Source organism: Mycobacterium sp. NPDC048908, from assembly GCF_043197955.1.
In the GTDB taxonomy this organism is placed as follows: Bacteria; Actinomycetota; Actinomycetes; order Mycobacteriales; family Mycobacteriaceae; genus Mycobacterium.
The window spans coordinates 62,742-85,479 of record NZ_JBICUE010000020.1; the positions used below are offsets into that span (position 1 = coordinate 62,742).

At 68.2% G+C, this 22,738-nt stretch carries 23 protein-coding genes and 2 pseudogenes; 12 read left to right on the forward strand and 13 right to left on the reverse strand.

Annotated elements, in window-relative coordinates:
* Positions 1 to 4: 4 nt before the first annotated feature.
* From ACGFK1_RS30090 to ACGFK1_RS30105, 4 genes are read right to left on the reverse strand one after another with little or no spacing between them, the layout of a single operon-like run.
* A complete protein-coding gene (locus tag ACGFK1_RS30090) occupies positions 5 to 826 on the reverse strand; it encodes a DUF1206 domain-containing protein (RefSeq protein WP_393438468.1) in 822 nt (273 codons plus the stop codon).
* A gap of 14 nt (positions 827 to 840) precedes the next feature.
* Positions 841 to 1,029, reverse strand: a complete 189-nt coding sequence (locus ACGFK1_RS30095; RefSeq protein ID WP_393438471.1) for a CsbD family protein — start codon at positions 1,027 to 1,029, stop codon at positions 841 to 843.
* A gap of 29 nt (positions 1,030 to 1,058) precedes the next feature.
* A complete protein-coding gene (locus tag ACGFK1_RS30100) occupies positions 1,059 to 2,063 on the reverse strand; it encodes a pirin family protein (protein ID WP_393438474.1) in 1,005 nt (334 codons plus the stop codon).
* Positions 2,064 to 2,090: 27 nt separating this feature from the next.
* Positions 2,091 to 3,800, reverse strand: a complete 1,710-nt coding sequence (locus tag ACGFK1_RS30105) for a phosphoenolpyruvate--protein phosphotransferase (protein ID WP_393438477.1) — start codon at positions 3,798 to 3,800, stop codon at positions 2,091 to 2,093.
* 118 nt (positions 3,801 to 3,918) lie between these two features.
* Here ACGFK1_RS30105 and ACGFK1_RS30110 point away from each other — a divergent pair, with 118 nt between their 5' ends.
* The 5 genes and pseudogenes from ACGFK1_RS30110 to ACGFK1_RS30130 form a co-directional block, all read left to right on the forward strand.
* Complete coding sequence (locus ACGFK1_RS30110; RefSeq protein WP_393438480.1) at positions 3,919 to 4,686, forward strand: DeoR/GlpR family DNA-binding transcription regulator; 768 nt, start codon at positions 3,919 to 3,921, stop codon at positions 4,684 to 4,686.
* Complete coding sequence (locus tag ACGFK1_RS30115) at positions 4,683 to 5,663, forward strand: 1-phosphofructokinase family hexose kinase (RefSeq protein WP_393438483.1); 981 nt, start codon at positions 4,683 to 4,685, stop codon at positions 5,661 to 5,663. The genes ACGFK1_RS30110 and ACGFK1_RS30115 overlap by 4 nt, the downstream gene beginning before the upstream one ends.
* Positions 5,660 to 7,681 (forward strand): fructose-specific PTS transporter subunit EIIC, encoded by a 2,022-nt coding sequence (locus ACGFK1_RS30120; protein ID WP_393438486.1) that lies wholly within the window; start codon positions 5,660 to 5,662, stop codon positions 7,679 to 7,681. The genes ACGFK1_RS30115 and ACGFK1_RS30120 overlap by 4 nt, the downstream gene beginning before the upstream one ends.
* Positions 7,682 to 7,709: 28 nt before the next feature.
* Positions 7,710 to 7,967 carry an HPr family phosphocarrier protein gene (locus tag ACGFK1_RS30125; protein WP_393438488.1) on the forward strand — a complete coding sequence of 86 codons (258 nt, stop codon included), beginning with the start codon at positions 7,710 to 7,712 and terminating at the stop codon, positions 7,965 to 7,967.
* A 248-nt stretch (positions 7,968 to 8,215) separates the two neighbouring features.
* Positions 8,216 to 8,827: pseudogene (locus ACGFK1_RS30130) on the forward strand (S8 family serine peptidase); the annotation flags it as partial.
* Here the strand turns inward: ACGFK1_RS30130 and ACGFK1_RS30135 are convergent.
* The 3 genes and pseudogenes from ACGFK1_RS30135 to ACGFK1_RS30145 form a co-directional block, all read right to left on the reverse strand.
* A pseudogene (locus ACGFK1_RS30135) lies at positions 8,820 to 9,122 on the reverse strand (ESX secretion-associated protein EspG); the annotation flags it as partial. The pseudogenes ACGFK1_RS30130 and ACGFK1_RS30135 sit on opposite strands and share 8 nt — an antisense overlap.
* Complete coding sequence (locus ACGFK1_RS30140) at positions 9,119 to 9,445, reverse strand: ESX-1 secretion-associated protein (RefSeq protein ID WP_393438491.1); 327 nt, start codon at positions 9,443 to 9,445, stop codon at positions 9,119 to 9,121. The pseudogene ACGFK1_RS30135 and the gene ACGFK1_RS30140, both read right to left, overlap by 4 nt.
* A 20-nt stretch (positions 9,446 to 9,465) precedes the next feature.
* Positions 9,466 to 10,044 (reverse strand): EspA/EspE family type VII secretion system effector, encoded by a 579-nt coding sequence (locus tag ACGFK1_RS30145; RefSeq protein ID WP_393438494.1) that lies wholly within the window; start codon positions 10,042 to 10,044, stop codon positions 9,466 to 9,468.
* Positions 10,045 to 10,528: 484 nt separating this feature from the next.
* Between ACGFK1_RS30145 and ACGFK1_RS30150 the strand changes: the two genes are divergently transcribed.
* Entirely contained in the window at positions 10,529 to 11,941 is a 1,413-nt protein-coding gene (locus tag ACGFK1_RS30150) for a MinD/ParA family protein (protein ID WP_393438497.1), read from the forward strand.
* On the opposite strand, the gene ACGFK1_RS30155 is transcribed toward ACGFK1_RS30150, so the two are convergent.
* The gene (locus ACGFK1_RS30155) at positions 11,938 to 12,669 is read right to left on the reverse strand and encodes a helix-turn-helix domain-containing protein (RefSeq protein WP_393438500.1); all 732 of its coding nucleotides are present in this window, start codon (positions 12,667 to 12,669) and stop codon (positions 11,938 to 11,940) included. The genes ACGFK1_RS30150 and ACGFK1_RS30155 overlap by 4 nt on opposite strands.
* 350 nt (positions 12,670 to 13,019) lie before the next feature.
* Between ACGFK1_RS30155 and ACGFK1_RS30160 the strand changes: the two genes are divergently transcribed.
* Positions 13,020 to 13,310 (forward strand): WhiB family transcriptional regulator, encoded by a 291-nt coding sequence (locus ACGFK1_RS30160; RefSeq protein WP_393438503.1) that lies wholly within the window; start codon positions 13,020 to 13,022, stop codon positions 13,308 to 13,310.
* A gap of 175 nt (positions 13,311 to 13,485) precedes the next feature.
* Here the strand turns inward: ACGFK1_RS30160 and ACGFK1_RS30165 are convergent, their stop codons facing one another.
* Entirely contained in the window at positions 13,486 to 15,033 is a 1,548-nt protein-coding gene (locus ACGFK1_RS30165) for an acyl-CoA carboxylase subunit beta (RefSeq protein ID WP_393438506.1), read from the reverse strand.
* A 72-nt stretch (positions 15,034 to 15,105) separates the two neighbouring features.
* Here ACGFK1_RS30165 and ACGFK1_RS30170 point away from each other — a divergent pair, with 72 nt between their 5' ends.
* From ACGFK1_RS30170 to ACGFK1_RS30185, 4 genes are read left to right on the forward strand one after another with little or no spacing between them, the layout of a single operon-like run.
* The gene (locus tag ACGFK1_RS30170; protein WP_393438509.1) at positions 15,106 to 15,525 is read left to right on the forward strand and encodes an EVE domain-containing protein; all 420 of its coding nucleotides are present in this window, start codon (positions 15,106 to 15,108) and stop codon (positions 15,523 to 15,525) included.
* A gap of 16 nt (positions 15,526 to 15,541) precedes the next feature.
* Entirely contained in the window at positions 15,542 to 16,507 is a 966-nt protein-coding gene (locus ACGFK1_RS30175) for a pirin family protein (protein ID WP_393438512.1), read from the forward strand.
* A 7-nt stretch (positions 16,508 to 16,514) separates the two neighbouring features.
* Complete coding sequence (locus ACGFK1_RS30180) at positions 16,515 to 16,847, forward strand: GNAT family N-acetyltransferase (protein WP_393438515.1); 333 nt, start codon at positions 16,515 to 16,517, stop codon at positions 16,845 to 16,847.
* A 27-nt stretch (positions 16,848 to 16,874) separates the two neighbouring features.
* A complete protein-coding gene (locus ACGFK1_RS30185; RefSeq protein ID WP_393438518.1) occupies positions 16,875 to 17,678 on the forward strand; it encodes a thioesterase family protein in 804 nt (267 codons plus the stop codon).
* Positions 17,679 to 17,683: 5 nt separating this feature from the next.
* Here the strand turns inward: ACGFK1_RS30185 and ACGFK1_RS30190 are convergent, their stop codons facing one another.
* From ACGFK1_RS30190 to ACGFK1_RS30205, 4 genes are all read right to left on the reverse strand, one after another.
* Positions 17,684 to 18,649: a ferritin-like domain-containing protein gene (locus ACGFK1_RS30190; protein WP_393438521.1), complete on the reverse strand. Its 966-nt coding sequence runs from the start codon at positions 18,647 to 18,649 to the stop codon at positions 17,684 to 17,686.
* Between the two features lie 117 nt (positions 18,650 to 18,766).
* Positions 18,767 to 19,243: a nitroreductase family deazaflavin-dependent oxidoreductase gene (locus ACGFK1_RS30195; protein ID WP_393438524.1), complete on the reverse strand. Its 477-nt coding sequence runs from the start codon at positions 19,241 to 19,243 to the stop codon at positions 18,767 to 18,769.
* A complete protein-coding gene (locus tag ACGFK1_RS30200) occupies positions 19,243 to 19,740 on the reverse strand; it encodes a pyridoxamine 5'-phosphate oxidase family protein (protein WP_393438527.1) in 498 nt (165 codons plus the stop codon). Before ACGFK1_RS30200 ends, ACGFK1_RS30195 begins: the two co-directional genes overlap by 1 nt.
* Before the next feature lie 13 nt (positions 19,741 to 19,753).
* Positions 19,754 to 22,000 (reverse strand): molybdopterin-dependent oxidoreductase, encoded by a 2,247-nt coding sequence (locus ACGFK1_RS30205; protein ID WP_393438529.1) that lies wholly within the window; start codon positions 21,998 to 22,000, stop codon positions 19,754 to 19,756.
* A gap of 67 nt (positions 22,001 to 22,067) precedes the next feature.
* On the opposite strand from ACGFK1_RS30205, the gene ACGFK1_RS30210 reads away from it, so the two are divergent.
* The gene (locus ACGFK1_RS30210) at positions 22,068 to 22,652 is read left to right on the forward strand and encodes a TetR/AcrR family transcriptional regulator (protein WP_393438532.1); all 585 of its coding nucleotides are present in this window, start codon (positions 22,068 to 22,070) and stop codon (positions 22,650 to 22,652) included.
* Positions 22,653 to 22,738 lie beyond the last annotated feature (86 nt).

Consider the following 22,738-nt stretch of genomic DNA (forward strand, 5'->3'; position numbering starts at 1 on the left):
ACGGTCACATTCTCGAGTACCGGCTCAATGCAAAGCTGTAGCAGCCATATGCTGCAAAACCCACTGCGGCGCAGAGGATCACCGCAGTGCCGTGGGGGCCCTGGCCGAGCGTCTTGACGGCACCGTCGAGCCCGGTGGCCTTCGACGGGTCGGCGCGCACCGCCGCGACGATCACCATCGCGCCCGCGGCGGCCAGCACAAGACCTTCGGCGACATAGCCGAACAGTCCCAGCGTTGTGACCAGGCGCCCGGGCGCCACCGTGAGATCGCCGCAGAATCGCCGCGACGCGCCCTTGTAAACGAAATAGCACCCGATGGCCATGACGGCGAGTCCGATGACGACGAGCACAGCTTTGCCCTCTAAAGAGCGCATCAGCCTGGCGCTGAGGCCGGCGCTCTGGGCGGCGCCCGACCGGCGACGGCCGAGCGCATACTGCACGGCAGTGACGCCGACCGATGCGTAGACCACCGCCAGGCCAAGCGCCTTGAGCCTGTTGGTCCACTCAAAGTCTTGCGGGTCGGTCTTGGCGCGGTCATGCTCGCCGGGGTGCAGACCGAGGATCGTTTCGGCGATGCGCCACAGCGTCAACGGCAGCAGGGCCGCGGCGGTCGCCCACAAGGCGGCATTGCCACCGCTGGTCGCCGCGATCGCCCGCAACGCACCCGTCTGATCGGCGTCACCGCCCGAACCGGTGGCGATGCGGACGATCAGATACGCGATCAACAGATGCAGAAGCCCGCTGATGACGTAGCCGATGCGGGCCGCGACGACCGTCGCCGGGTGAGTGACAGCGGAGCGTACCGCGTCCCCCGGCGCGTCTTTCACGGCCGAACCCTTGACTACCTGCCGTCACGCCGTGGACGGAAGGCGTCCTTGATCTTCTCGCCCGCGCCCTTCAGATGTGACGCCCGTTCGTCGAACCTGCCCTGAGCCTCCAACTCGCGGTCGCTGGTCGCGCGTCCGATTACCGCCTTGACCTTTCCGCGCAACTGATCGACCTTGTGCCTGGCTTTATTTGCGTTACTCATGCCGGATGGTTACCCATTTTTCGGCACGGCTAGTTCAGCGGCCGGTGTGGCATCAGCGCGTTCGGCGGGATTACGCCGAACTTGCCTGCCTGAAAGTCCTCCATCGCCTCGATGAGTTCGGCCTTGGAGTTCATCACGAACGGCCCGTACTGAACGACTGGCTCGCGAATTGGTCTGCCGCCCAAGATCAGAGCCTCGAGCGCAGGCCGCCGCGATTCCTGCGTCGGCTCCGCGACCACGGTTATCCGGTCGCCGGGCCCGAGTACCGCGAGCTGGCCCTGGTGGATCGGGTGTCCGACAGGGCCGACCGCACCGCGGCCTGACAGCACGTAGACCAACGCGTTGAAGTCGCGGCTCCACGGCAGGTTGAGCCGCGCGCCGGGCTCAATGGTCGCATGGGCCAACGTGATTGGCGTGTGGGTCACGCCGGGCCCCCGGAGCCGCTCCGGCGGCGACACCGGATCGATGCGGCCGTCGATATCGCCCGCGATGACGCGCAGCAGCGCGCCGCCGTCGTCCGACGCCAACAGCTTCACCTGGGTGCCTTCGATTGCCTGGTAGTTCGGGGCCGCGAATTTGTCCTTGCGCGGCAGGTTCACCCACAGCTGGATGCCGTGGAACACCCCGCCGCTCTCGACCAGTTCGGCGGGCGGCGTCTCGATGTGCAGGATGCCGGAGCCCGCCGTCATCCACTGGGTGGCCCCGTCGGTGATCAGCCCGCCACCGCCGTGTGAGTCCTGGTGCGCGAACCGGCCGTCGATCATGTAGGTGACGGTCTCGAACCCGCGGTGCGGATGCCAGTCGGTGCCCCTGGGTTCACCCGGTTGGTATTCGACCTCACCCATCTGGTCCATGTGGACGAAGGGGTCGAGGTCCGCAGAACTGACGCCCGCGAACGCCCGCACGACGGGGAAACCCTCGCCCTCGTAGCCATGCGGGCCGGTGGTGATGGACCGCACTGGCCGCTCGGTGTCGGCGGGGGCCGGGGCGGAGATGCGTGGAAGCGTGAGCGTGTCAGCGGTGATAGCAGGCATGCCGACGTTAACCGGACTGGGGTCCAGTTAATTCCCGATGGCCGCGAGGGCGGCGGCCCGCGCATCGGTTGCGGTTGCGGAGGCCAGTACGGCGGCGGCCGCCTCCCGGCACTGCTGGAGCGTCGCCTGCGCGAGCTTGGCCCCGACGCCTTGGATCGCTGCGGCAGCAGCAGACAGCGACGTCACGCCGATGCCGGTCAGCACGCAGGCCAACAGGGGATCCGCGGCGGCCTCACCGCACACCCCGACGGGCTTGCCCGCGGTCAGCCCTGCCCGCACCGTCATGGCCACCAACGCCAACACCGCTGGTTGCCACGGGTCGGTCAGCGTGGCCAGTTCGGCAGACATCCGGTCGGCGGCCATCGTGTACTGCGCCAGGTCATTGGTGCCGATCGACAGGAAGTCGACGTGTTCGAGGATCCGGTCGGCGAGTAACGCGGCCGCGGGCACCTCGATCATCACCCCAGCGGTCAGGCCTCGCGAATGCGCCTTGGCGGCAAAGCTTTCGGCTTCCTGCGCGGTCGCGATCATCGGGGCCATCACCCACGGCTGATTCCCGGTGCGCTCCCCCGCCGCGGCGATGGCGTCCAGTTGGCGGTCCAACAATCCAGGGTTGCGGTCCGCGATACGGACGCCGCGCACACCCAGCGCCGGGTTGGCCTCTGGAGTGTCGCCGGGATGGCCGGCGAATTTCAGCGGCTTGTCGGATCCGGCGTCCAGCGTCCGGATCACCACCTTGCGACCCGAAAATGCCTGCAGCACCTCGGCGTAGATGCCGGCCTGCTCATCGACCGTCGGCTCGGTATCGCGGTTGAGGAAGCACAATTCGGTGCGGAACAGGCCGACGCCTTCGGCGGCGGTCTCGCTCGCGGCGCGGGCCGCCGCGCCGTCCTGGACGTTGGCCAGCACCGCGACGGCGTGTCCGTCGGCGGTGACTCCTGGGCCGGACCACTGTGCCGCTCGTTGGGCTTGGCGCTGCGCTGCGGCGACGGCCTCCCCTGCCGCGGTGTGGTCAGGTGAGACCGTGACGGTGCCGAGCGTGCCATCGACGAGCACCATCGAGCCCGCCTCGACGTCGTCGAGTCCCGCGACGGCCACCACGCAGGGGATGCCGAGTTGGCGGGCGATGATCGCGGTGTGACTGGTCGGCCCGCCCAGAGTGGTGGCCAGGGCGACAACGAGTTCGGGATCGAGTCCTGCGGTGTCGGCGGGGGCGAGATCTTCGGCGCACAGGACGGACGGGAGCTCGGGGACGGGCACGCCGGGTTCGGGAAGGCCGGACAATTCGGCGACCACCCGGTCGCGGATGTCACGCAGATCGGTGACGCGCTCGGCCATCAAGCCGCCCATTTTCGTGAACATGTCGACGAACTGTTCGACGGCCCCCGCCACCGCCGCAACTGCGGGCGTGCCGTCCTTGATGCGTTTCTCGGCGGCGCCCAACCAGGCGCGGTCCTGCGCCAGCGCCGCGGTGGCGGCGAGCACCTCGGAAGCGGCGCCGCTCGCGTGGGCTGCGCGGTCCCGCAACCGGTTGGCCACGGCGGTGGCCGCCGCCGTGAACCGCGCGGCCTCGGCGGGGCGGTCGGCTTCGGCCACCTCGGCTCCGTTGCCGGTCTCGACGGCGGGGGGCCGGCCCGGCCGGATCACCGGCGCGTACTGCACACCGGGCACCACAGGGACACCACGGAGAACCGTGCTCGAGGCCGGGAGTGACGTAGGCGGAGATGAGGCGGTCATGTGAACCAGATTACAAGAATATCTTGACAAGTCAACACGAACAGTAGTAAAACCAACTATATCCACATCAATGTGGGCTTAAACCCACAAACACGGCAACCACACATACGGAGCCTCCATGTATGCCGAAGAGCGTCAGCAAGCGATCGCCTCGCTGGTGATCTCGCGGGGCCGCGCCTCGGTGGCCGAATTGGCGCAGGCCTACGATGTCACCACCGAGACGGTGCGCCGCGACCTTGCAGTGCTGGACAAGGCCGGTGTCCTGCGCCGGGTGCACGGCGGCGCCGTTCCGGTCCGCGCGTTGCATCTCGTCGAGGCAGGCGTCGGGGAACGGGACACCACCCGGGCGGAGCACAAGGACGCCATCGCCTCCGCGGCGACCGACTTCTTCCCGCTCGGCGGGGCTACCGTGCTGCTGGATGCCGGAACGACCACCGCACGGATCGCGGCGCAGTTGCCCACAGACCGCGAGCTGGTGGTGGTGACCAACTCCGTGCCGATCGCGGCCCGGATCGCAGCCATGCCCACGGTCACCTTGCAACTGCTCGGCGGCCGCGTCCGCGGCCTCACCCAGGCGGCAGTCGGCGAACAGGCGCTGCGCGTACTGGGCGCACTCCGCGTCGATATCGCGTTCATCGGCACCAACGCGATCAGCGTTCGCCATGGCCTCTCCACACCCGACAGCGACGAGGCGGCTGTCAAGCGCGCGATGGTCGAGGCCGCCAACTACGTTGTGGTAGCCGCAGATTCATCCAAGATCGGGCGCGAGGACTTCGTCAGTTTCGCCCCGATCTCCAGTGTGGACACCCTGATCACCGACACGGAGATCACCGCGGCCGACCGCAAGCTGTTGACGGAGGCCGGCGTCGAGGTGGTGGTCGCGTGATCGTCACCGTCACCCCCAATCCGAGCATCGACCGCACCGTCACGCTGACCGCGCCACTGACACGCGGTGCGGTGCACCGGGTTTCGTCGGTGACGACCGAACCCGGCGGCAAGGGCGTCAACGTCGCGCGTGCGCTGACGCTGGCAGGCGTCGACGCGGTTGCGGTGCTGCCTGCGCCCGCTGCTGACCCGTTGACGACGGCGCTGTCGGCCAGCGCGGTGCCGTTCACGTGCGTGCCGACCGCGGGTGCGGTGCGTACCAACCTCGCGATCATCGAAAGCGACGGCACCACAACCAAACTTAACGAACCCGGCGCGCACCTGGATGCCGATGCCCTCGACGCGTTGACCAGTACGGTGATCGACGGCGCCGAGACCGCGTCATGGGTGGTGTTGTCGGGTTCGCTGCCACCCGGCGTGCCGGATCACTGGTACGCCCGTGTGGTGGCGCTGCTCGCACCCTATCCGTGTCGGATCGCCGTCGACACCTCGGACGCTCCGCTGGCCGCCCTCGTCGGCTCACTCGGGCCGGCGGCCCCCGATCTGCTCAAGCCGAACGCCGAAGAGCTGGCCGGGGCTCTCGGCATGTCGCCGCAGGCGTTGGATGACGCTGTGGCCGAAGGTGATCCGGGCCCGGTCGTCGACGCGGCCCGTCAACTGGTCGACCGCGGCGCCGGTGCAGTGCTGGCCACGCTCGGGGCCGCGGGCGCCGTGCTGGTCGACCAGACCGGCAGCTGGATGGCCGCGCCGCCGCCGATCGTCGCGCGCAGCACCGTCGGTGCCGGTGACGCGTCACTGGCCGGCTATCTGCGCGCCGCCGTGGGCGGTGCGGTACCCCCCGACCGGCTGCAGATGGCCGTCGCCTACGGCAGCGCCGCCGCCGCGCTACCCGGCTCCGCGCTGCCATCGCCCGCCCAGATCGACCTCGCCGCCGTCCGGGTGACACCCATCGCCCCCAACCCGAAAGTATCGCCATGACAACCACTTTGCCGATCATCAACACCGACCTGGTGCTACTCGACGTCGACGCGGGCCCAGACAAACAAGCAGTCATCGGCCGACTGGTCAACCGGCTCGCCGACGCAGGCCGCACCCAGGACGCCGACGGGCTGATCGCGGCGGCGATGGCTCGCGAGGAGCAGTCGGCCACCGGTCTGCCCGGCGGGATCGCCATCCCGCACTGCCGCTCGCCGTACGTCGAGACCGCGTCGATCGGGTTCGCCCGCCTGAGCCCGGCAGTCGACTTCGGCGCGCCCGACGGCCCTGCAGATCTTGCGTTCCTGATCGCCGCCCCGGACGCAGGAGGCGCTGAGCACATGAAGCTGCTGTCCAGCTTGGCACGGGCCCTGGTGCGCAAGGACTTCGTCGAGTCGCTGCGCAACGCCGCCACACCGAATGAGGTGGTCGAGTTGGTCGACGGTGTACTCAGCCCGACGCCCGAGAAGCCGAAACCCACACCCGCGCAAACCGCCCCGAAGACGCTGATCGCCGTGACGGCGTGCCCCACGGGGATCGCGCACACCTACATGGCCGCCGATTCGCTGGTCGCCGCCGCGAAGAAGGCGGGCGCGACGCTGCATGTCGAGACGCAGGGTTCCTCGGGCAGCACGCCGTTGTCGGCCGACGTCATCAGCGCGGCCGACGCGGTCATCTTCGCCACCGATGTCGGCGTGAAGGACAGGCAGCGGTTCGCGGGCAAGCCCGTCGTCGCCTCCGGCGTCAAACGCGCCATCAACGAACCCGACAAGATGGTCGCCGAAGCGCTCGCGGCCGCAACCGATCCCGACGCCGCGCGGGTGCAGGGTGACGCGCGCGCCGCCGCTGCGTCCTCGGCACCGGCCGGTGGCGTCGGCTGGGGCACCCGGCTACGGCAGATCCTGCTGACCGGCGTGAGCTACATGATCCCGTTCGTCGCCGCCGGCGGTCTGCTGATCGCATTGGGTTTCTTGCTGGCCGGATACGACATCGCCAACACCCCCGACGGGGCCAAGCCGCTGGCCTTCGGGCTGAACTCGCTCGGCAGCCACATCGCCACCGAGAACACGCTGACCAGCCTGCCCTCGGGGGGCCTGATGCAGTACCTCGGAGCGGTTCTGTTCACCCTCGGCGGCCTGGCGTTCATGTTCCTGGTGCCGGCGCTGGCCGGTTACATCTCGTTCGCGATCGCCGACCGGCCCGGCATCGCACCGGGTTTCACCGCGGGCGCGGTGGCCGTGTTCGTCGGAGGCGGTTTCATCGGCGGCATCGTCGGCGGGTTGATCGCGGGGTTCACCGCGCTGTGGATCAGCCGCATCGACGCGCCGCGGTGGCTGAGGGGCTTGATGCCCGTCGTGATCATCCCGCTGTTCGCATCGCTGGTCGTCGGGCTGTTGATGTTCCTGTTGCTCGGCCGTCCGCTCGCGGCGATCACCTCCGGGCTCACCAACTGGCTGGGCGGCATGTCCGGCAGTTCGGTGATCATCCTGGGTATCGTGCTCGGCCTGATGATGTGCTTCGACCTCGGCGGTCCCGTGAACAAGGCGGCCTACGCGTTCGCCACCGCGGGCCTCAACGTCGCCGATCCGGCGTCGCTACGGATCATGGCTGCGGTGATGGCCGCAGGCATGGTTCCGCCGTTGGCGATGGCGCTCGCCTCCGCGGTGCGGCCCAGACTGTTCACCGAGCCCGAGCGTGAGAACGGTAGGGCCGCTTGGCTTCTCGGCGCGTCGTTCATCTCCGAGGGCGCCATTCCGTTCGCGGCGGCCGATCCGTTGCGGGTCATCCCATCGATGATGTTCGGCGGCGCCGTCACCGGCGCACTGATCATGGCGTTCGACGTCACGCTCAAGGCCCCGCACGGCGGCATCTTCGTGTTCTTCGCAATCGGCCACCTGCTGTGGTTCGTGGTCGCGCTTGCGGTCGGCACGGTGGCGGCCGCGGCGGCCGTCGTCGCGGCCAAACAGTTCATCAAGCCAGGCGTCAAGGCCGACGAATCACCGGCCCTGGTCGCCGCCTAGTCCCTCACAACCACACAAGGAGAAACACATGCCCACCAAAACCGTCATCGTCGGATCGGCGATCGGACTGCACGCCCGACCCGCCGCGATCATCGCTGAGGCCGTCGTCAACGCCGGAGTCCCGGTGACCCTCTCGATGGACGGCGGGGATCCGGTGGATGCGGGCTCGGCGCTGATGATCATGACGCTGGGCGCCGGCAACGGCGCCGAGGTGACCGTGGCCTCCGACGACGAGCAAGCATTGAAGACTGTCGCCGAGTTGGTCGAGCAGGACCTCGACGCCTGAGCCCGCAGCGAAACTGTATTCCAGCAGGAAAAGGCCGAGAAGCGACCTGCTGGAATACAGTTTCGGCGTTTCGGAGCCGCGACAGTTAGCGAACAACACCCCTCCCGCAGCCCCTTAGGATTGGCTAGTCCCATCCGCGCCGATGGGTTTGACGTGAGAGTTTGTCCTGCCATGGGGCCGGTACATTGTTTGCTGGAGCGTCGTCAGCACACTGCTGGCTAGTTCGATATCGGAAGGGGTGAGCGCACGTGCGCCGCATCGGTGTGCTGCTGGCAACGCTGGCGCTGGCGTTGCTGAGCGCTCCCCCCGCCGTCGCGATCGACCCGCCGGCCGTCGTCCCGCCGGACGAAACGGGGCCCGACCAGCCGACCGAACAGCGCCGGGTGTGCTCGGCGCCCACGGTGTTCCCGAATTCCAACTTCGCGGACAAACCGTGGGCCAACGACTACCTGCGGATCAGCGACGCCCAGAAGTTCGCAACGGGCGCAGGCGTAACTGTGGCCGTGATCGACACCGGCGTCAACGGGTCGCCGCGTGTACCCGCCGAACCCGGCGGCGACTTCGTCGACAAGGCCGGCAACGGAATGAGCGACTGCGACTCGCACGGCACCCTGACCGCGTCGATCATCGCGGGCCGGCCGGCACCCACCGACGGGTTCATCGGGGTGGCGCCCGACGCGCGGATCCTGTCGCTACGTCAGACGTCGGAGGCGTTCCAGCCGGTCGGCTCGCGGACCGACCCCAACGATCCGAACACCACCCAGACCGCGGGCTCGCTGCGCAGCCTGGCGCGTGCGGTGGTGCACGCCGCCAACATCGGCGCGCAGGTGATCAACATCAGCGAGGCCGCTTGCCACCGACATCGCGGCGCCACCACCGGCCTTCCAGGGTCCGGTCGGCGCGGCTCAGAGTATCGACCATTGCCGCCACCTCCGGATGAGGTTCACCGAAGACGTCGAGGACACCTTGCGCGGTCAGGTCGCGGGCCACCTGCTCCCACACGATGTTGCGCAAGTCTTCCTGGGGGATGTTCTGCCGGATACCCAGCGCCACGGGGAAATCCATCACGTTGACCCGGTCGGCGATGACGAGCATTCCGTCGATGGTGACCTCGACGCCGACCACGTCGTCGTAATGCGTGGGGGGAGTGGTCATATTTGCCGACTCTGCATCTGGTCGCGCAACGTGCCGCTGGTTGCTTGATCCGCGGTGTCGTACCGTTTCGCTGCCGCTGAAAGCTTGTCGCTCAAGCCTTCTGAAACGGCGGCCATCCGGGTGCCCGCATTTCGCCGCGCCGCCAACACCGCGGTGAGCGCGCGTGCGGATGCCGACGCGATGGCTCCGTGAGTCTGCCGAACCATTCGGTCGGCGCCGTCGGTCATCTCCGTCGCCGATCGGATTCCCACTGCCGCACGGCCCTGCACAACGGCCAGCTGGTCCAAATGCGCCGTCACTACCCGCAACTCGTCGCCGGACATGACTCGCGTCCCCTACCCCTTCATCCCGCGGTGGCCTCGAAGCTGGTCGCGACCGGCACGGGCGGCAGTTCGGCGCCTTCCGCCACACCGGCATACCGCCCGACGGTCTGTTGCAGTTCGGCGGCGTTCTGCGCCACCTCGGACCGCAGCCGGTTGAGCTGGTCGCAACTGTGCCCCAAAGCCGACTGCAATGCGGCCATCTCGACGGCCAGCGTCACGGCCTGGCCGTACCGCCGGGTCTGAAGTCCCAGCGCCACCGCGCCGGCATCCGCCAGGAATCGGCACTGTGCGTCAAGGTGGCCGCGGGAATGCGCGATTTGGGCGGCCTCACGGCTCAGCACCCTGGACACCTCGCGGTCGGCGCAGGCCATCGCCTCGGACCGCAGTTGTTGCCGGGCGTTCTGATCGGCGTAGGCATACGAGCCCGCGCCCTGCCAGCCAGTAGGCGCCGCGGATTGGAGTGTCTCGGTGACATCGTCGAACGTGCGCTGCGCCCGACCGAAAATCGCCCCGGTCTCGGGCACGCCGTGGCCGGTGGCGTCCTTCAGACCGCCGATGACCGCGCGGCCGTGCTCGAACAGCGCGCTATTGACCTTCACCGTCCACAGACTCCATCAACTCCGGCCGTAGCGAATCGCCCCGACTATTTGCCACGACCCGCCGGCTGTCCCGAACGAACCAACCGCGCACAACCCTGCGCCGCGTCACAGCCTACCAGCGGAAACGGCGCGGTCGATGCACCAGTTTTCGGTGGCACCGCAGCGGGTGGACACTTCAGCCAGCAATGTCTCATCACATGCTGGCATGACCGAGTGCACATCGTACGCGAGGTTCAGCAAACCCCGAGCGGCGCGCCGGGAGGCGGCTGTCGACGCTGTCCGCGGTCTGCCCTTGGCAGACCTCATCGGCGACCTGGTGCGCCTTGGTCCGCTCGCTCGCTGCGCGACCGCCTTCACCGTGCGCGTGTTTGCTGCCTCCCGGAGGCGCACCTTGCCCGCGGTATGCCGGGGTGCGGATGCGCTGTAGTTGATACTGAGAGTGGCGGACATACGCGTCGTCCAGGAGCGAAGGAGGAGATGCCCAGTGAACGACCGCGACGACGCTTTGCGCAGAGAACTCGGTTGGACGGGCCCCGAGGAGACCGACTACGAGCCGCCGAAGCCTCAGCCTGAGCAACCGCAGCAGCCCCAACCGCAGGCGCCGTCGCGGCCGCCTGTCGACTTCGTTTCCCAGGAGCGCGCTGCGAGCGCCGAGCACGGTCCGCGTCCGGGGCCCACGGAACCGCCGCCGCCGCCCTTCTTGGATCAGGAGCGGCCGGGCGGCAGCTTCCGTCAGCCGACGCGCTACGGGCCGCCTGCGCCAGGATCGCCTAGAGACACCGGCCCGATATCAGTGCCCAGGCCCGACGACGGTACGTGGACCCCGCAACAGCCGCCGCCAGGCGCTCCCCGCCCCGCGGCGCCGCCGCCGCAGCCAGGGCCGCCGACGCAGCCGTGGAAGGCTCCGCTCTACCCGCCCGACCCTGGTACCGCCCCTCCGACGCCGCCCGCGTCCTACGCGGACCGGATCAGGGCCGACGAGCTGGTGCCTGCCAAACCTAAACCGCCCGGGCGTGGCTGGCGGCTCGCGCTGTTCAAGGCGACCTTCGGGCTGGTCAACCTCGGCCCCTCGCCCGATGAGATCCGCGAAGCCGAACTGGAGGCCGCGATCAAGTCGGTGCTGCGCGGGCATTACAAGATCGGCGTGATGGGTAAGGGCGGCGTCGGCAAGACGACGGTGTCGGCCAGCGTCGGCTCCGTGTTCGCCGAACTGCGCCAAGAGGACCGGGTGGTCGCCATCGACGCCGACACCGCGTTCGGCAAGCTGGGCAGCCGGGTCGATCCGAAGGCGCAGGGCTCCTACTGGGAGCTAACGTCCGACCAGCACCTCGACACGTTCGCCGACGTGCGCAGCCGAGTCGGAAACAACGCCGCGGGGCTGTTCGTGCTCGCGGGCGAGGCGACGCCCGCGCGTCGCCGGGTGCTCGATCCCGCCATCTATCGGGAAGCGACATCGCGGCTGGACAGATACTTTTCGATCTCGATCGTGGACTGCAGTTCCACCATGGACGCCCCGGTCACCCAGGAGGTGCTTCGCGATCTCGACGCCCTGATCGTCGTATCGTCACCGTGGGTGGATGGCGCGGCCGCGGCGGGGCAGACGATGGACTGGCTGGCTGCGCGCGGACTGAACAGCCTGCTGCAGCGCACGGTGATCGTGCTCAACGACTCGGATGGTCACGCCGACAAGAGGACTCGTTCGATTCTCGCCCACCAGTTCGCCAGCCAGGGCCAGACCGTCGTCGAAGTGCCGTTCGACGGCCACTTGCGGCCGGGCGGCGTCATCGACCACACCAGCCAGATGTCTACCGCCACCAGGCGCCGGTTCATCGAAATCGCCGCGGCGCTGGCAAGTCATTTCCCCACGCGCGACGACCGAAGCAGGGAGCGTTATTAGTCGAGCTGCTTGAGCAGCGCCTCGATTGCGTCGACCGACGCCGCAGACACCGGCTCCTCCGCTTCAGCGTGTGCGATATCGTCCTGCGAAACCCCTGCGGCCTTGGCGGTTTCGGCGATGGTGAGGTTCGCGCGCCTGCGACTGGCGTACAACCGCTGACCCAGCGTCGCACGCGGTGCGGACGCCGCGGCCATGGTCAGCTCGTCGATCCGGCCGCGCACGGTGCCAAGCGCCCTGATCAGCGCCGGGGTGACCTGGCTGATGCGCGCGGCGCGGGCGGTGACCGCCTCTAGCTGACGTAGATCGGCGAGAATCGCCGCCACCCGCGATGTGTAGTTCGCATCGTCGAGGGCAGGCAGCGCGTCGATGGCGCCGCCCAACGTGTGCACCGCCGTGATGATGGCCTGCGCGATCAACTGGCCTTCGCCCGCTCCCGCGGCCGGTTCGGTCGGCTCGTCCCGTGTGACCGGCTCGCCGTGGCGCAACCGTTCGATGGTGCCCGGCGGCCACTGCAGTACCTCCTCGAGCTTTGCCCGGGTGCGCGCCCGCGGCCAGCTTCTGCCCTTCTCGAATGCGATCAGCGCGCCGGCGTTGATGATTCCCTCGGCGGCGAGGCGGCGCTGGCTGATGTCGAGTTCGCGCCTGCGGGCGGCGGCCGCGGCTCCCGCGCGGCCCAATCCGGGATCGACGACGTCCGACGCCTCAGCGGTCGTCTCGGCGTCTGTCATGGCGGCGATTTCCTCGCTGAATTGGTGCTGCGCAGGGTGTCGCAATACTAACCAGCATGACGGCCGCTGCTACGACTTGGGACCGTGTTTCGCCGGACGAAGCGAGGCGCGGCTACGGTTTGATCGTCAGCGAACCGTATCAACGCTACGGAATTACAGTATCGGCGTATGCCGGGCATCGACGCACGCAGAACATCGTTTTGGAGCTCTTCCCAGCCGATTACCGCACCGATACGACACGACGAGGCCCATTTTCCGCGGCAGTGAACTGTTGCATTGCTACGGTTTGTTCGCTACGTTTAGCGGCATCGCGGCCGACCGCCGCAGAGCGTGACAGAGGAGCGACAACGATGAACGCACCGGAATGGGAAGAGACGCCGATCGGGGCATGCACCCGAGACCCCGAGAGGTGGACCACCAGAGCGGATGACGAAGCCAAGGCCATCTGCAGGGAATGCCCTCGGCGTTGGCTGTGCGCCCGCGAGGCATGCGAACTTCCGCGCGCCGAGGGACTGTGGGCGGGCATCGTCATCCCCGAGGGCGGCCGCGGTAGGACGTTTGCTCTTCGGCAGTTGCGTTCCCTTGCCGACCGCCACGGATATCCGGTCCGTGACCGCCGCCTGTTCGCTGAATCGGCCTGACAACCCGTCCGTTCGCCGCCGATTGCGTGGGGTCGGCGGCGAACGGAATATCTTGTCCGGCGGGGCAGTTGACTCATGCGACGGTGCCGGGCATGCCCCGGGCCCCAACCAGAATCGTCGCTTAGTGCGACCACTCGCCGAGAGGCGCCATGGCGGCACCGTCCCAACATCTCACCTACCAGGTGTCCACGAAGCGGCGGTCGCAGCGCGGTTGAGGCTGCTCCGCCGCGGCCGATAGGGTCGCGGCGATCAGGCCGCGGGTGTCGGCGGGGTCGATGACGTCGTCGATCTCGAACAGCGCAGCAGCATTGAGCGCCTTCGCATTTGACTCCGCGGCAGCGGTGGCCTGCCGGACGCGCTGCTCGCGCTCGTCGTCGTCGACGATTTTCTCGAGTTCTTTTCGCAGGCCTAGCCGAACCGCGCCCTCCAGTCCCATCGGACCGAGATGGGCGCCGGGCCAAGCGACTGTGAGCAGTGGCTCGTGCAGGCTCCCGCCGACCATCGCCTGTGCGCCCAGCCCGTAACCGCGGCGCAGCACCACCGCCACCAACGGCACACGCAACGCGGCGCCTGCCACCAACATGCGAGAAGCACGGCGCACCAACGCTTCTGCCTCCGCCGCAGGACCGACCATATAGCCGGGGCAGTCGACCAGCGACACGACCGGCAGCCCGAAGGCGTCGCACAGCTGTAGGAATCGGGCGGCCTTGTCGGCGGCCGCGGCTGTGATAGCGCCGGCCATCACCATGGTGTTGTTCGCGATGACGCCCACCGCGCGCCCCTCGATCCTGGCCAACGCGGTCACCATCTCCCTGGCGAACCCCGCACGCAGAAACGTCACCGACTCCTCGTCGGCCAACGTCTCGATGATAGGGTTCACCGGATATGCGCGTCGTTCTCGCTCCGGAATCATTGCGCGCAACCGGGTTTGGTCGCTGACCGGGCCCGGCGTGGTCGCGCCCTGGAAGTAGCCGAGCAGACGTTTCGTCACCACGACCGCCTCCGCCTCGTCGGCCACCACGACGTCGACCACACCGTTGGGGTACTGCATCGAGATCGGGCCGACGTCGTCGGCGGGCACCTCCCCGAGGCCACCGCCTGCGATCATGGCGGGTCCGCCCATGCCTATCGACGCGTCCTCTGTCGCGACGATCAAGTCGGCGCATCCGGCGATCACCGCGTTGCCCGCGAAACAGCGGCCCTTGACGATCGCGATCCGCGGCACCAGTCCCGACAGCGCCGCCCACAGTTTGAAGGCGCGCGCGTCCAGCGCCGAGACGGTCGGGTAGTCGGTATCGCCGGGGCGCCCGCCGCCGCCTTCGGCGAAGAACACGGTCGGTAGCCGCATCCGCTCGATCAGTTCGAACAACCGATCCTTCTTGCGGTGGCCAAGCGCCCCCTGTGTGCCCGCCAGCACCGTGTAGTCGTAGGACAACACGGCGCACGGGCCGCCGTTGACGCGGGCCGTGCCCGCGATGAGCCCGTCGGCGGGGGTGCGCGCGATCAGGTCATCGACATCGCGGCGAAACCGCTGCGCCGCGATCGCGAACCGGCCGTACTCGACGAAGGAACCGGGGTCGACCAGATCGTCGACGTTCTCGCGCGCCGTGCGCCCGCCCGCGGCGTGCCTGCGTTCGACGGCATCCGCGCGGGCCGCATCCTCGGTGAGCGCACGTCGCCTCAACAATTCGGCATAGTCGTCGCGCATCGCGTCGTCGGGCATGGCGTCCGATGTTATCCACAGGCCGTCCGCCACCGACACCGATCTGTCGGCGATCCGCCTTACCGTGCGGGCATGACTGCATGGATCAACACCGTCAGCCGCGACCACGTCCAGCGTGGGGTGCGGGGCCGCTTCACCCAGGCCAACCACGGCAAGCCGCATATGTTGAAGAAGATGGCCAAGGGCGACTGGATCGTCTTCTATTCGCCGAAGACCGGCTACCCGGACGGGGAGCCGCTACAAGCCTTCACCGCGATCGGCCGGGTCGCCGACGACGAGGCGTATCAGGTCGAGGTGTCGCCCGACTTCCAGCCGTGGCGACGCAACGTCGATTTCCTGGAGTGCGCCGAGACGCCGATTCGCCCGCTGATCGACAAGCTCCACTTCATCGAGGATCCGGCGCGCTGGGGATACAAGTTCCGGTTCGGGGTATTCAAGATCAGCGATCACGACCTCGACGTGATCCGTTCGGCGATGACCGACTCCGGCTGAGGGCTACCGTGGGTCCGTGAGCAACACCGAGCCGGCCCCATCCGAAGTCGCCTGTGCCGCTTTGCCGTTCGCGGGTGTACTGCATCCTCGTGAGGTACCGCTCGGTGGCCCGCGCGCGATCACGGTGCGGCGCACTCTGCCGCAGCGGGAACGGTCGCTGATCGGCGCGTGGTGCTTCGCCGACCACTACGGTCCGCACGACGTGCGGGGCGGTAGGGGCATGGACGTGCCGCCGCATCCGCACACCGGATTGCAGACCGTCAGTTGGCTGTTCAGCGGGGAGGTGGAGCACCGCGACAGCGCCGGAGTGCATGCGCTGGTACGCCCGGGCGAGCTGAACCTGATGACGGCGGGCGCGGGCATCTGCCACTCAGAGGTGTCAACGCCGGCCACCGCCGTGCTGCACGGTGTCCAACTGTGGGTGGCGTTGCCCGACGCGGCCCGCGACGCCGACCGCGACTTCGCGCACTACGCGCCGGAGCCGCAGACGGTCCAAGGCGCCACGGTGCGGGTGTTCCTCGGCGAGCTCGCGGGTGACCGCTCTCCCGTGCACACCTTCACCCCGCTGCTCGGCGCACAACTCGACCTGGCGCCGGGCGCTGACCTCACCCTCGAAGTCGATCCCGCGTTTGAGCACGGCGTGCTGCTCGACCAGGGCAGCGTGGAGGTCGCCGGTACGTACTTAAAGGTGGCCGATCTGGCGTTCCAGGCGGCGGGCAATGACCGGCTGCACATGGTCAACCACGGCCGGTCCCCTGCCCGCGTTGTGCTGCTCGGCGGTCCGCCGTTCCCTGAGCAACTGGTGATGTGGTGGAACTTCGTCGGGCGCAGCCATGCCGACATCGCAACCTATCGGCAGCTGTGGCAAGACCACGACCCCCGCTTCGGCGCAGTGCAGGGATATCAGGGCGCGGTGCCGCGACTGCCGGCGCCGCCGCTGCCCAACGCCACGTTGCGCCCGCGGCCCAATCCCGGGGTATAGAAGAGACATGACCACCGACAAGACCGGCGCACCCACCACAGTCACCCAGGAATCCGACCGCTTCAGCATCTCCGTAGATGGAAAGCAGGTCGGCTTCACCGAGTACGCCGATCGCGACGGTCAACGGATCTTCCCCCATACCGAGGTGCTCGACGAGTACGGCGGCCGCGGGCTGGGCACGATTGTCATCGCCGAGGCTCTGCAAGCCACCCGCGATGCCGGGCTGCGAATCGTCGCCGTGTGCCCGATGGTGGCCGGCTACGTCGAAAAGCACCAGGAACTCGCCGACGCCGTCGACCCTGTCGACTCGGACGTCAAACGCTGGCTGGCCAATCGTTAGCTCAGCTAGCCCGATAGGGTCGGTCGCGTGGCGACCGCATTCTTCGTCGCCGACGGCGACACCTTCGTCCCTCAGCCGATCGCGCGTGGGCCGTGGGGCCAGACGATCAGTGGCAACTACGTCGGCGGTCTGCTCGGCCACGTCCTCGAGCGCGATGCCGGCGAGCCGCAGTTGCAGCCCACCAGGCTGACCGTCGACCTGTTTCGGCCCGCCGCGCTGGCGCCGGTGCGCGTCGACACCTCGGTCACCCGGCACGGCCGACGCCTGAAACTGGTCGACGCGGTGATGACGCAAGGCGACACCGTCGTCGCCCGTGCCAGCGGACTGTTTTTGCGCCGTGGCGAGCAACCCTCGGCGAAGATCTGGTCGTCACCGGTGACCATGCCCGACCTCCCGCAAGCCCCCGATCCGATTCCACGCGGCCTCGCGATGCTGGTGTGGACCTACGGCAAAGACGACCACACCCCCGGCCCGGGGTTCGGGCTTCAGGCGTGGCAACACGCCGGACCGAAGCACATCTGGGTCCGCGACGTCAGGCCGCTGGTCGACGGAGCAGAACTCACCCCGTTCACCAGGGCCGCGATGGCCGGCGACATGGTCAGCTCGTTGACCCATTTCGGTCCAGAGGGTTTGCAGTTCATCAATGCCGACTACACGCTGACGCTGAGCCGCCTCCCCCGGGGTCCGTATCTGGGGCTCGCCGCGCTGACCCATTACAGCCACGACGGCATCGCGACCGGTACAGCCACCATCGTCGATCAGCACGGCCCGATCGGGAGCGGCGTGGCCAATGCTCTGTCCAACCCCGGCTTTGACCCGCCGCATCCCTGAGGGCTCTAGCTCAGGCCGACGACCTCCTGCGCGATATCGGCCAGCCTCGTCTGCGCGGCCGACACCACACGCTGGCGGTTCTTGTGCGCCTCCTCGTAGGCGACGATCGCCCGGACGTCGGCCGCATCGGTGAGTTCCTTGACCTCGGCGACGGCGTCCGCGACGGTCAACTCGTCGTAGCCCGCAATGGGAAGCTCGTCGGCGTCGAGCACACCGCCGGCACTACGCGCGGCATGGAGCGCGTCCGCGGTCCGATCCGCACCCTCCTCGCGGCTGACCTCCTCGGCCCGCTGCAGCGCGGCGTCCCGCGAGGCCGAAAGCGCCTTGAGCGCCACCTCGCCTGCGCGCTGCGCGCGCCGGATCAGGTCATCGACGGCAGGTCCCGCCGAGCGCACCAACTCCGCGACGCGCTCAGCCGATTGGGCGGACAAACCCATCGGCAGATTCACCAGCTTCACCGCGGTGCCTGTCGCCGCCTGCAGAGGTGTGCGCCGCAGTGCGGCGGGCCCGCCGAGCGCATCTTCGGCCAGCACCGTCGTCAGCCAGTTCACGGTCGCCGAGTGAGCAGTTATCAACCGGTCGGCGAGTTCCTCGACGTCCGAGCGCTTCGCCGCCACGGCCAGCGCCTTGATGTAGCGCGACCGGTCCAGGAGCTGGTCCTCGAGCGCCAAGTCGCCGAGCAGCGCCTCGTCGAACGGCTGCGCCTGCTCGGTCAGCGCCTTCACCGCGGCGGCGGCGCGGCCGAGGAACGGTCCGATGGTGTCGGGAAAACCGCCGAGATCGCGAATCGCCTTCTCGATCGCTTCTGCGCGCAGCCGCCCGTTCTCGGCGTTCTGCGTCAGCTCGCGACGGACCGCCTCGGTCCGCGCCTGCGCCACGCGCGTTTCGGCGACCTGGATCTCGGTGTGCGTCAGGTCAAGCACGGTACGCAGCTGAGCTAGCAATGTGGTTTCGGTTTGCGTTGTAGCCATTAGGTTTCGCCCCCTGTGTGGTCGTATCGGGTTCGGCGCATGAGCGCACCTGCCCGTCAGCTACCCGGACTATGGGGCGTGCGGAACGTGATCCGCGTGTGAGATAAGTCGCAATCCTCAGCGGGGCTTCAACACCACCACCGGGATCTCGCGCTGCGTCCAACTCTGGTAGTTCGCGAAATCCGCGTACAACTCGACGAGCTTCGGCCACAACCGCGCCCGCTCGTCTGCGCATGCGGTGACGGCGTGGACAGGGCGACGGTCAGAGCCGATTTCGACGAACGTGTCGGGGTTGGCCACCAGGTTGCGATACCACTGCGGGTTCTCAGGCCGACCGCCCTGCGATGCGACGATCACCACGTCGGCACCGTCGAACATGTAGAGCAGGGGCGTGACGAACACCTTGCCGGACTTGCGGCCACGGTGTTCGAGCAGCAGGGTCGGCACCGGCTTGCGAAACCCCGCACCGATGCGCCACTTTCCGCCGACCTTCCCGCCGGTCCGGCGATACATCCATACGTGTGCCCTGCCCACGTATTTGAAGATCTTCGGCAGCAGCGGCGAATCCAGTTGTCTGGGGCGGTCCTGCGGCATCAGAGGAACTCGGCTGTGCTGCCGCCGACGGGCATGGACGGCATCCCGAGCTTGCGGTGATCCCAACTGCGCAGTCGGCTGGGCACCACCCGCACGCAGATCCGGTTGTTCATCATCTGATCGACGAACGGGCGCATCTCGTCGGTGTACGGACCGGTGTAGCGCTCCCAGACGCTGATGCCAACGCGCAGAATGGTTTCCGCGTCATCGACGATCTCGGCCTTGCCGTCGATCGAGACCCCGCGCAGTGTGTCGTAGCTCTGCCCGTCCTCGATCATCACGGTGATCGTCGGGTCGCGCCGCAGGTTGACCGCCTTCTGCGACTTCGCCTTGGTCTCGAACCAGATCTCGCCGTCGACGACGGCGTACCACATCGCGACCAGATGCGGCCTGCCGTCGGGCAGCACGGTCGCCATCGTCGCCGTCCTGCTGCGCTCAATGAATTCGGCGATCTCCTCGTCGCTCATGACGATCTTCGCCCGCTCGTTCTTGCCCACGCCTAAATGCCTATCAGGCACCGGTCGCGGTGACCGTCACCGGGATGCCGTTCAGCGCGCCGTTGCCCGACGGCTCGTCGACGAACGTAGGCGGCGACAGGATGTTGGTGTTGACGCCGGGCGAATCGTTGGCGATTGACATCTGGGTGCCGGGTTTGCCGTGACCCCAGCCGTGCGGCATCGAAACCACCCCGGCCATGATCGCGTCGGTCACCTCCACGGGCACCTCGATCTGACCGGCCGATGAGGTGACGCTGACGACGTCACCGGTGGTCACACCGCGCTTGGTGGCGTCGTCGTCGTGCATCAGCAGTGTGCAGCGATCCTTGCCCTTCATCAACGGACCCACGTTGTGGAGCCACGAGTTGTTCGACCGCAGATGACGCCTGCCGACCAACACCAGCTCATCCGGCGCACGCTCGAGTCGCTCGGCAAGCCGGGGCAGATCGTCGAGCAGATACTCTGGCGCCAACCGGATCTTGCCGTCCGCGGTGCCGAGCACGTCGGGCACCTGCGGCACCATCGGCCCGAAGTTGATGCCGTTGGGCTCGGCCTTGAGCTTGTCGAGCGTGACGCCGTCGGGGTTCTCGCCGTATCGGTCGCCGAACGGCCCGGTGCGCAGGGTGAAGTCGAGGATCCGCTCAGGGCCGCCGTGCGAGTAGCACTTGCGGAGCTCGGCGCCGTCAAGGCCCTTGGTGAACGCCATGTAGTCGAAGAACCCGTCGTCGATGGCGGTCACGTCGACATCCTCGGCGGGCGTGCCAGTGCACAACCCGGTCAGCCGGATCAGGATCTCCCACTCCTCGGGCCGGTCCGGGTCCTGCGGCGCGAACACCGGCGGCGAGTAGTTGGCGATGCTGTTGATCGCGAAGTTGAGGATGAGGTCGTCGTGGTGGGGCTGCTCCAGCGGCGACGGCGCGGGCAGGAACACGTCGGCATGCCGGGTGGTCTCGTTGAGCCAGAGGTCGACGGCGATCATCGCGTCGAGCGCCGGTAGCACCTCGTCGAGCTTGTGGCCCGCGGGCGTGGACAACACCGGATTTCCCGCGACGGTGATCAACGCCTTGATCTGCCCCTCCCCCGGCGTCGCGATCTCTTCGGCCAGACACGACACCGGCACCTGGCCGAGCACTTCCTTGGCGCCGCGAACCCGGGTGCGGTACCGGCCGAACTCCGGCGCGCCGTCCTCCAAGCCGGGGATCGGCTGCACCGTGACCGACCACGCCGCGGCGCGCGGGAACATCGCGCCGCCTTCGACGTCGAAATGTCCGGTGAGGATGTTGATCACGTCGACCAGCCAGCTGGCCAGGCTGCCAAACTCCTGATTGCACAACCCAATTCGGCCGTAGACGACGGCGCGCTCAGTGCCGGCCAGCTCACGGGCCAACCCGCGGATGCGGTCGGCACCGATGCCGGTGACCGCAGCGACACGCTCAGGCGACCAGTCGTTGGCCACCTCTCGGATCCGGTCCACACCGTCGAGGTGTTCTTCGACGGCGCCGAGGTTGACCAGACCCTCCGCAAACACGGTGTGCGCGACGGCCAGCAGCAGCGCCGCGTCGGTGCCGGGGGTGATCGGCAGCCACTCGTCGGCGCGCGCCGCGGTGACGGTGCGGACCGGGTCGATCACAATCACCTTGCCGCGCTTGCGAATTCCGTCGATGATGCCCATCACGTTCGGCGCAGCCAGCAGCGAGCCCTGCGACGCAGCCGGGTTGGCACCCATCACGACCAGCAGATCCGTGCGCTCGATGTCGGGCACCGGGAAGGTCCACCACCCGCCGTACATCAGGTGCGACGACAGATTTTTCGGCCACTGATCGACAGTGCCCGGTGAATACGACAGTGGGATGCCCGACATGCCGAGCAGCACACCGGTGTAGCGGCCCAGCGAGAATGAGTGCGCCAGCGGATTACCGGTATAGCAGGTGACCGCGCCGATGCCGTACTTCTCGATCACCGGCGTCAACAGTTCGGTGCACCGACGGAACGCCGCGTCCCAACTGACCTCCTGCCACTGCTCGCCGCGTTTGATCATCGGGCGCCGGATGCGGTCGGGATCGTCGTGCACCGCCCCGAGCGTGGCCCCCTTCGGGCAGATGTGTCCGTGGCTCCAGGTGTCGTCGTGGTTGCCGCGGATGCTCGCGACGCGACCGTCCGAGACGTGAATCTCCAAGCCGCACATGGCTTCACAGAGCGGGCAGGTGTAGAGGTGTCGGCCGTCCTCGCCGACGGGGGCCAGGTTCAGCTCGGTCGACATCGCGGCCTCCATTCGTCTTTGTTGTGACACACTGTAACGACAAACGTCAGCGGCGGGGAGGCGAATCGTGGAGGCGGAACGGCGGCATCGGCGGCAGGGTTCCCGCCGGGATCCGTCGATCGACACCGCGGTGTTGGCCGCCGCGCGCAGACTGTTGGTTGACCGCGGGTACGCCGCCACCAGCATCGACCTGATCGCCACCACTGCGGGCGTCAGCAGACCCGCTGTCTACCGGCGCTGGACGTCCAAGGCACAGCTGGTCCACGAGGCGCTGTTCCCCGACCTCGGCCCCGAGACTGAAGAGGACGACTTCGCCGCCGAGATCACCAGGCTGTGCCGCGGCGCGCTGCAGATGTACGGCGACCCCGCGGTGCGCGAGTCAATACCCGGTCTGCTCAACGACTTACGGTCGGACCGCCGGATGCGGCGGGTGCTCAGCGACCGCCTCGAGGCGACCGCCCGCAGTCACCTCGCCGAAAGAGTCGGCGCGGCCGTCGCCGACGGCGACGCGCGCCCCGGCATCAGTGCGGACACCATCATGGACGCCATCGCGGGCGGCGCCTGGTACGCGGTCTGCGTGCGGCGCATCAAGGACGTCGATACCGCGGCCAAGCAATTGTCCGAACTGGTGCTGCGCGGCGTGCTGGCCTAGTTGTGATGTCCAGGGAGGTTATCCGGGTCGCTGTCGGTGAGCCTGTGTGACAGGGAAGGCCTCCGGTTGTGAAGTGGAGCTGTCTA

Bases quoted from the DNA above. Each gene is read 5' to 3' on its own strand.
- ACGFK1_RS30095 (WP_393438471.1), bottom strand. From the start codon at position 1,029: ATGAGTAACGCAAATAAAGCCAGGCACAAGGTCGATCAGTTGCGCGGA.
- ACGFK1_RS30100 (WP_393438474.1), bottom strand. From the start codon at position 2,063: ATGCCTGCTATCACCGCTGACACGCTCACGCTTCCACGCATCTCCGCC.
- ACGFK1_RS30105 (WP_393438477.1), bottom strand. From the start codon at position 3,800: ATGACCGCCTCATCTCCGCCTACGTCACTCCCGGCCTCGAGCACGGTT.
- ACGFK1_RS30110 (WP_393438480.1), top strand. From the start codon at position 3,919: ATGTATGCCGAAGAGCGTCAGCAAGCGATCGCCTCGCTGGTGATCTCG.
- ACGFK1_RS30120 (WP_393438486.1), top strand. From the start codon at position 5,660: ATGACAACCACTTTGCCGATCATCAACACCGACCTGGTGCTACTCGAC.
- ACGFK1_RS30125 (WP_393438488.1), top strand. From the start codon at position 7,710: ATGCCCACCAAAACCGTCATCGTCGGATCGGCGATCGGACTGCACGCC.
- ACGFK1_RS30140 (WP_393438491.1), bottom strand. From the start codon at position 9,445: ATGTCCGGCGACGAGTTGCGGGTAGTGACGGCGCATTTGGACCAGCTG.
- ACGFK1_RS30155 (WP_393438500.1), bottom strand. From the start codon at position 12,669: ATGACAGACGCCGAGACGACCGCTGAGGCGTCGGACGTCGTCGATCCC.
- ACGFK1_RS30160 (WP_393438503.1), top strand. From the start codon at position 13,020: ATGAACGCACCGGAATGGGAAGAGACGCCGATCGGGGCATGCACCCGA.
- ACGFK1_RS30165 (WP_393438506.1), bottom strand. From the start codon at position 15,033: ATGCCCGACGACGCGATGCGCGACGACTATGCCGAATTGTTGAGGCGA.
- ACGFK1_RS30170 (WP_393438509.1), top strand. From the start codon at position 15,106: ATGACTGCATGGATCAACACCGTCAGCCGCGACCACGTCCAGCGTGGG.
- ACGFK1_RS30180 (WP_393438515.1), top strand. From the start codon at position 16,515: ATGACCACCGACAAGACCGGCGCACCCACCACAGTCACCCAGGAATCC.
- ACGFK1_RS30190 (WP_393438521.1), bottom strand. From the start codon at position 18,649: ATGGCTACAACGCAAACCGAAACCACATTGCTAGCTCAGCTGCGTACC.
- ACGFK1_RS30195 (WP_393438524.1), bottom strand. From the start codon at position 19,243: ATGCCGCAGGACCGCCCCAGACAACTGGATTCGCCGCTGCTGCCGAAG.
- ACGFK1_RS30205 (WP_393438529.1), bottom strand. From the start codon at position 22,000: ATGTCGACCGAGCTGAACCTGGCCCCCGTCGGCGAGGACGGCCGACAC.